Source organism: Stenotrophomonas sp. 93052_Sma, from assembly GCF_056481145.1.
The window spans coordinates 4,895,293-4,902,500 of the sequence record NZ_CM151134.1; the positions used below are offsets into that span (position 1 = coordinate 4,895,293).

Below are 7,208 nucleotides of genomic sequence, written 5' to 3' on the forward strand. Positions count from 1 at the left end.
GGATCAGCGAGCGTTACGGTCGTGCTCGTCCTGCGCGGCGCGCGAGGCGTCCTGGCTGCGCGATTCATCGCCCAGCTGCGCGTTCGGCTTGTCCTCGTCGCGCATGCCCTTCTTGAATTCCTTGACCGCCGAACCGAGATCCTTGGCGCCACTGGTCAGGCGCTTGGTGCCGAACACCAGCAGGACGATGGCCAGCACGACCAACCAATGCCAGATGCTGAAACTGCCCATAAAGACGCTCGTTACGTTAGTGATCAGGCTGTCGAGCATAGCGCACCGGGTGTCAGCCGGCGCGCGTGACGAAAGTCAGTTTCCGCCCAGCGTTTCCGTGCGGATCTCGCCGTCGTTGACCGGCTGGAAGCCCTGCTGCTGCGGCGGCGGGTTCTGCGGCACGTTCTGCAGCGGTGCGGTAGTGGCTTCGGCCGGGGCGGCCGGCGCTGCCTGAACAGGCGCCGGAGCAACCGCCGGGGCCGCTGCCGGGCGCGGCGCGCTACCGCCGTTGCCGTTGCGGTTGTTGCGCGCGGCGTAGGTGGCCTCTTCCAGGCGGTCGCGGAACGTGACCACATCCATCGACGGCGAACCGGCCGCGCGGCCTTCGAAGATCATGCGCGGCGTGGTGTTGCTGCCGTAGGCGTCCAGATTGGCGGCATCGTCGATCTGCAGCACCGCACCATCCAGGGCGACACCGGCGAACAGGCCGCGGGCGCGCGACCAGGACCAGATCTCGGCCTTCAGCTGACCGTCGGTGGCGGCGGCGGCATTGCGGCCGACCGGGCCGGCGGCGACACCCGCATCGGCGCCCAGCGTGAACTTGCCGTTGACCAGGTTGTCCAGGCTACGGTCGTTGCGGAACACCAGCACCACATCGGAGGACTGCACGCCGGCCTGGAAGCCGATGCTGCCGCCGGTGAGCTTCACGAACACCGGGTTGGACCAGGCACCGTTGGGCATGCGCACGGACATCAGGCCGTGGCCACGACGACCGCCAATGACCAGACCGGCCTTGATCGTGTCGGGAATGACGATGACCGCGCGGCCTTCGTCGAGCAATTTGTCCGGAATGCCCTGTTCAGGGATTTCCTGGATTTCAGCCAGCACGCGCACGGCATTGCGGGCACGCTGGTCTTCCTGCGGTCCGGCCATGGCCTGGCTGGACAGCAGGCTGGCGGCGATCAGCAGGGCTTGGATCGGGCGACGCATGGCAGGCTCCAGAAGTCAGTCCATAGGAAGATATAGCAAGTGACTGAAATTAGTAGTGTTGTCATGAATCCCCAATGAGCGTTCCCTGCTCACATTGATGCGCGCTATGCCTGCAATCCGAACCCTGCATCCCGGCGCGGCACCGGATCGGCGACAATACCGCTCATGCTCGACGCACCCGATACCGCCGTGCTGGCGGTCAACCTAGGCACGCCCGAGACGCCGACGGCCCCCGCCGTACGCCGTTACCTGGCTGAATTCCTGTCCGACCCCCGCGTGGTCTCGATCCCGGCACTGCTGTGGCAGCCGTTGCTGCGCGGACTGATCCTGCCGCTGCGCAGCAGCCGTTCAGCGGCCAAGTACGCCCAGGTCTGGCTGCCGGAGGGCTCTCCGCTGATGGTGCATACGCGCCAGCTGGCGCAGGCCATGCAAGCGCTGTTGCCGTCGCTGACGGTACGCCACGCGATGCGCTACGGTGAACCGGCGCTGGGCAGCGAGCTCGACCGCCTGGCCGCCGAAGGCGCGCCGCATCGTGGTGCTGCCGCTGTACCCGCAGTACTCCACCACCACCACCGCCTCGGTCGAAGACCGCGTCGATGCCTGGCAGCGCCGCAACCCGGGCGTGACCGTCAGCCTGGTCCGCGACTATTCGGTCGATCCGGGCTGGGTCGACGCCGTTGCCGGCTCGATCCGCCGCTACTGGGAACAGCACGGTCGTGGCCAGAAACTGATGTTCTCCTTCCACGGCATTCCGCAGCGCCTGGCCGATGCCGGCGATCCGTATCCGCAGCGCTGCGAGGCCAGTGCGCAGGCCATCGCCAAGGCGCTGGAGCTGGGCAGGGACGACTGGCAGATGGGCTATCAGTCGCGCTTCGGCCGCGAGCGCTGGCTGCAGCCGTATGCCGAGCCCAGCCTGTGGGCGCTGGCCGAATCCGGCGTGAAGCAGATCGACGTGGTGTGCCCGGGCTTCGCCACCGACTGTCTGGAGACGCTGGAAGAAGTGGCACTGGGCTTCACCGAAACACTGGCCGAGCGCGGCGCGACGATGCGCTACATCCCCTGCCTCAACGCCGAACCGGAGCACGCGCGTGCGCTGGCACGGCTGGCCGTGGCGTCACTGGCATGAGCCTGCAGCCGTTTGAACTCGAGGTCGGTGGCGCGCGTCGCCGGCCTGCGCAACCACGGTGATGGCCCGCGCGTGCTGGCCCTGCATGGCTGGCTCGACAACGCGGCCAGCTTCGTGCCGCTGGCGCCGCACCTGTCGTCGTTGCAGCTGGTGGCCATCGACCTGCCCGGCCACGGCCACAGCGCGCATCTGCCGGCCGGTGCCAGCTACACCACGGCCGCCGCCATCTGTCACGTACTCGACGTCGCCGACGCGCTGGGCTGGGACCGTTTCAGCCTGCTCGGCCATTCGATGGGCGCCGGCATCGCCAGCCTCACCGCCTCGGTCAGCGACCGTGTCGAACGGCTGGTGGCGATCGAAGCACTCGGCGGCCTGCGTGGTCCTGAGGAAGAAACCGCCAACCGCCTGCGCGAACATGTGAATGCCACGCGCGCACTGGCACGCAAGCAGCTGCGCGTGTTCCCCGACCTCGCCGCGCCGATCCGCGCGCGGATGATGACCAACCAGCTCAGCGAGCGCTGTGCACGGCTGCTGGTCGAGCGCGGCGTGGAGCCGGTCGAAGGTGGTTACCGCTGGTGCAGCGACCCGCGCCTGATGCTGCCCACTGCGATCCGCCTCAGCGAAGGCCAGATCGACAACCTGCTGCAGGCCATCGCCTGCCCGACGCAGGTGATCTACGCCACACCGGCGCAGTCGTACTATCCCGAGCCGATGCGCAGCGATCGCCTGCAGCACCTGCGCGATGGCCGTCTGGCGGTGTTTGCCGGCAACCATCACCTGCACATGGAAGACCCGGAACAGATCGCGGGCGTGATCCTGCACTTCTTCAGCAACGGCAACGCCGGCTGAGCAAACGTATCCGCGCGCTTCACTCCGCGCGTTTGCGGCCGATACATCAGTTGCGGGCCCCTGCGTCCGCAGCACGCAGGTCCGGTCGGGCCTGCGGCGTGTGTCTGGTTCTGCAAGGAAGTCCGCATGCCCGCTCTGCTGCACCGTCACCCACAGGATGTGGCCACGGTGTCCCGTCTCCGCGTCGCTGATCGCGCCGCATTCCCCGAATTCCCGGCTCGCGCCCTGCTCACGCACTCCTGCGTGTGCCGCGGCGTGGCTGTTGTCGTTTGCTGATCCAGGAGTCGCCGATGTCCGTTGCATCCTCCCGCCCCCCCGATACCGCCCGCATGCCGCATCTGCAGCAGCTCGCGCGCCGCGCTGACCGTCGACTGCTGATCGGTAGCGCGGCGTTGACTGTGGCTGGCCTCGTGCTGGCCCTGCGTGGGCCCCACGTACCGGGCGCTGCGTTGGCCGCGGCCGCCGTACTGCCCGCCCTCTGGCTGGCCGGTCCACAGGCGGGCCGGGCCGTCGCCCGCAATGGCCTGGCATTGCTGTTGTCGCTGCAGCTGGCCTTGTTGTGCGCGATCGTCAGCCTGTCGCCGGCATTGCCGATTGCGCTGTTGCTGGGCGTGCTGCTCAGCCACCGCGATCGCCTGCCGGTATGGCTGGCCGGTGGTGTTGGCACCCTCGCCCTGCTGGTACCGCTGCTGCACGGCGCAGCCGTGGGACCGACGTTGCTGCAGGCGGGCCTGTTCGCCAGCCTGACCGTGTTCCTCGGCCAGGTCGCGCTGCGCCTGCGGCAGCAGACCGAGGCACTTGGCCACGGCCCACGCCGCCTGGCGGCACTGGCGCGCGATATCGCGACGGGCACCGATCTGAGCGCACATGCGGATACCGCGGCCTATGCACCCGGTTCGCTGGCCCATGCGCTGGCCGATACCGCCCGCCACGTGCAGGCGCAGCGTGGGCGCGAGGCTGACGCGCATGCCGAGAATGCGCAGATCCGCCAGGCGCTGGATGCCTCGCGCACCGCGATGATGATTGCCGACAACGACCACGTGATCCGTTACGTGAACCGCTCGGTGGTGGCCCTGCTGCGCAACCAGCAGGCAACACTGCGCCAGGCCTTCCCCGACTTCGATGCCGAGCGCCTGGTCGGCAGCAGCATCCACCGCTTCCACGCCAACCCGGATCGCATCCGCGCGATCCTCAACGGCCTGCAGGTCACCCACAACGGCAAGGTGCAGATCGGCCCGGTGCACTTCGCGCAGGTAGTCACCCCGGTGTTCGATGCGCAGGGCGCGCCTGGGCTTCGCCGTGGAATGGCATGACCGCACCCATGAACTCGCGCTGGAAAACGCCGTGGCCGGCATCGTCGCAGCGGCAGCGGCCGGTGATCTCGACCAGCGCCTGCAGGCCACTGAAGGTGCCAGTTTCCTCGATGGGCTGACCGGTGGCATCAACCAGCTGCTCGATACGCTCGGCAGCACCGTCAACGAAGTGCGGCAGATGCTCTCGGCACTGGCCAATGGCGATCTGGACCGGCGCATGCACGGCGAGTATCACGGCGCTTTCGCTGCCATCCAGCGCGATGCGAATGCCACGGCCGGTCAGTTGGCACGCATGGTCGGTCGCATCCAGGAATGTGCGGCGTCGATCAGTACCGCCGCCAGCGAGATTGCCGCCGGCAACGGCGCATTGTCCGAGCGCAGCGAGCGCCAGGCCGCGCACCTGCAGGAGACCGCAGCATCGATGGAGGAACTCACCGCCACCGTGCGCCAGAACGCCGCCCATGCGCGTGAGGCCAGTGCGTTGGCAGCTTCCACGCAGAGCGCTGCCAGTGACGGCAACACGGCCATGCAACGCGTGGTGAATACCATGCAGGCCATCGAAGGTGCCTCGAAGCGGATCGGCGACATCACCGGCGTCATCGACGGCATTGCCTTCCAGACCAATATCCTGGCCTTGAACGCAGCCGTGGAGGCGGCACGCGCCGGCGAACAGGGCCGAGGCTTCGCGGTCGTGGCCAGCGAGGTGCGGGTACTGGCGCAGCGCTCTGCGGCGGCGGCCCAGGAGATCAAGAAGCTGATCGACGAAGCCGGCCGCCAGGTGGGTGAGGGTGCCCAGCTGGTAGCTGACGCCGGCCAACGCATGCAGGGCATTGTTGGCGGCGTGGAGGATGTCAGCCACCTGATGCGCGAGATTTCCGCGGCGTCGCAGGAGCAGTCGATCGGCATTGAGCAGATCAACCAGACCGTAGTGCAGATGGATCAGGCCACACAGCAGAATGCCGCGCTGGTGGAGGAAGCCACCGCGGCCGCACGCGAGCTGCAATCGCAGGCGGGTACGCTTACCGAGGCGGTGTCGGTGTTCCGCCAGCAGGAACCGCGCGAGGTCTCGCAGGCCGCCTGATCCGGGCCTTCAGTTCGATCCTGATCAAGACGGCGCCCGCAGGGCGCCGTCTTTTTGTTGCGTAGGCCTTGCTGCCAGTAGCTGCCAACCTTGGTTGGCGCCGTGGTTCCTCACGGAGGGCATCCACGCATGGCGTGGATCTACTGGTAGTGCCGGCCGCTGGCCGGCAATCACAGCGACGCGCACTGTCTGGCCTGCTGCCGGGGTTGGCACCGCTCTTCGCAGGGACTGCCCATCCACGCATGGCGTGGACCTACTGTGGGTCCGCATGCCCTCGGTAGACGCCAACCTTGGTTGGCGCTGTGGCTACCCGCGGAGAATATCCGCGTATGGCCTGGATCTAACGGGCGATGTAACGCCATCGGGTTGCCGGCCAGCGGCCGGCACTACCCGCATTTCGCGCGCACAAAGAAAAACCCCGCTGCGTAAGCAGCGGGGTTCTCGGGTGTAAACCCTGGCGATGACCTACTCTCGCATGGCTTGAGCCACACTACCATCGGCGCAGCTGCGTTTCACTTCCGAGTTCGGGATGGGATCGGGTGGTTCCACAGCGCTAATTTCACCAGGGAGGCGGTTGGAGCGTCGCCATCCAATACAGCCGGATAAGGCGCCTGCCTCTCATAGTTCTTGTGACGTAGCGTGCACTTGGATGCTCTTACGACGCTGTCGTAAAGCCAAGGCAACTTGAGGTTATATGGTCAAGCCTCTCGGATCATTAGTATCAGTTAGCTCAATACATTGCTGTACTTACACACCTGACCTATCAACCACGTAGTCTACATGGTTCCTTCAGGGGGCTTGTGCCCCGGGAGATCTCATCTTGAGGCGCGCTTTCCCGCTTAGATGCTTTCAGCGGTTATCGCTTCCGAACATAGCTACCCGGCAATGCCACTGGCGTGACAACCGGAACACCAGAGGTTCGTCCACTCCGGTCCTCTCGTACTAGGAGCAGCCCCTCTCAAATCTCCAACGCCCATGGCAGATAGGGACCGAACTGTCTCACGACGTTCTGAACCCAGCTCGCGTACCACTTTAAATGGCGAACAGCCATACCCTTGGGACCGACTACAGCCCCAGGATGTGATGAGCCGACATCGAGGTGCCAAACACCGCCGTCGATATGAACTCTTGGGCGGTATCAGCCTGTTATCCCCGGAGTACCTTTTATCCGTTGAGCGATGGCCCTTCCATACAGAACCACCGGATCACTAAGTCCTAGTTTCCTACCTGCTTGATCCGTCGATCTTGCAGTCAAGCACGCTTATGCCTTTGCACACAGTGCGCGATGTCCGACCGCGCTGAGCGTACCTTCGAGCTCCTCCGTTACTCTTTAGGAGGAGACCGCCCCAGTCAAACTACCCACCATACACGGTCCCCGACCCAGATAATGGGCCCAGGTTAGAACGTCAAGCACGACAGGGTGGTATTTCAAGGATGGCTCCGCTGCAGCTAGCGCCACAGTTTCATAGCCTCCCACCTATCCTACACAGACGAACTCAACGTTCAGTGTAAAGCTATAGTAAAGGTTCACGGGGTCTTTCCGTCTTGCCACGGGAACGCTGCATCTTCACAGCGATTTCAATTTCACTGAGTCTCGGGTGGAGACAGCGCCGCTGTCGTTACGCCATTCGTGCAGGTC

Annotated in this window: 2 protein-coding genes, 2 rRNA genes and 3 pseudogenes (1 of these 7 running past the window's edge); 3 read left to right on the forward strand and 4 right to left on the reverse strand. The window is 65.7% G+C overall.

Translation table 11 applies throughout. From position 1 onward, the window contains the following. Nucleotides 1–3 precede the first annotated feature (3 nt). Together tatA and ACZK2V_RS22830 are read right to left on the reverse strand one after the other, a co-directional pair. Entirely contained in the window at nucleotides 4–231 is a 228-nt protein-coding gene (gene tatA / locus ACZK2V_RS22825) for a Sec-independent protein translocase subunit TatA (RefSeq protein WP_032128453.1), read from the reverse strand. A gap of 75 nt (nucleotides 232–306) precedes the next feature. After that, nucleotides 307–1,200 carry a lipid-binding SYLF domain-containing protein gene (locus ACZK2V_RS22830; protein WP_100469988.1) on the reverse strand — a complete coding sequence of 298 codons (894 nt, stop codon included), beginning with the start codon at nucleotides 1,198–1,200 and terminating at the stop codon, nucleotides 307–309. Between the two features lie 165 nt (nucleotides 1,201–1,365). Here ACZK2V_RS22830 and hemH point away from each other — a divergent pair. The 3 pseudogenes from hemH (at nucleotide 1,366) to ACZK2V_RS22845 (ending at nucleotide 5,569) form a co-directional block, all read left to right on the forward strand. Further along, nucleotides 1,366–2,326: pseudogene (hemH, locus tag ACZK2V_RS22835) on the forward strand (ferrochelatase). Next, nucleotides 2,323–3,175 (forward strand): annotated as a pseudogene (locus tag ACZK2V_RS22840) (alpha/beta fold hydrolase). Before hemH ends, ACZK2V_RS22840 begins: the two co-directional pseudogenes overlap by 4 nt. A 290-nt stretch (nucleotides 3,176–3,465) precedes the next feature. Beyond that, a pseudogene (locus tag ACZK2V_RS22845) lies at nucleotides 3,466–5,569 on the forward strand (methyl-accepting chemotaxis protein). Nucleotides 5,570–6,021: 452 nt separating this feature from the next. Here ACZK2V_RS22845 and rrf read toward each other — a convergent pair. Next, nucleotides 6,022–6,136, reverse strand: a 5S ribosomal RNA gene (gene rrf / locus ACZK2V_RS22850). A gap of 127 nt (nucleotides 6,137–6,263) precedes the next feature. After that, nucleotides 6,264–7,208 (reverse strand): 23S ribosomal RNA (locus ACZK2V_RS22855); it runs 1,934 nt beyond the window's last position.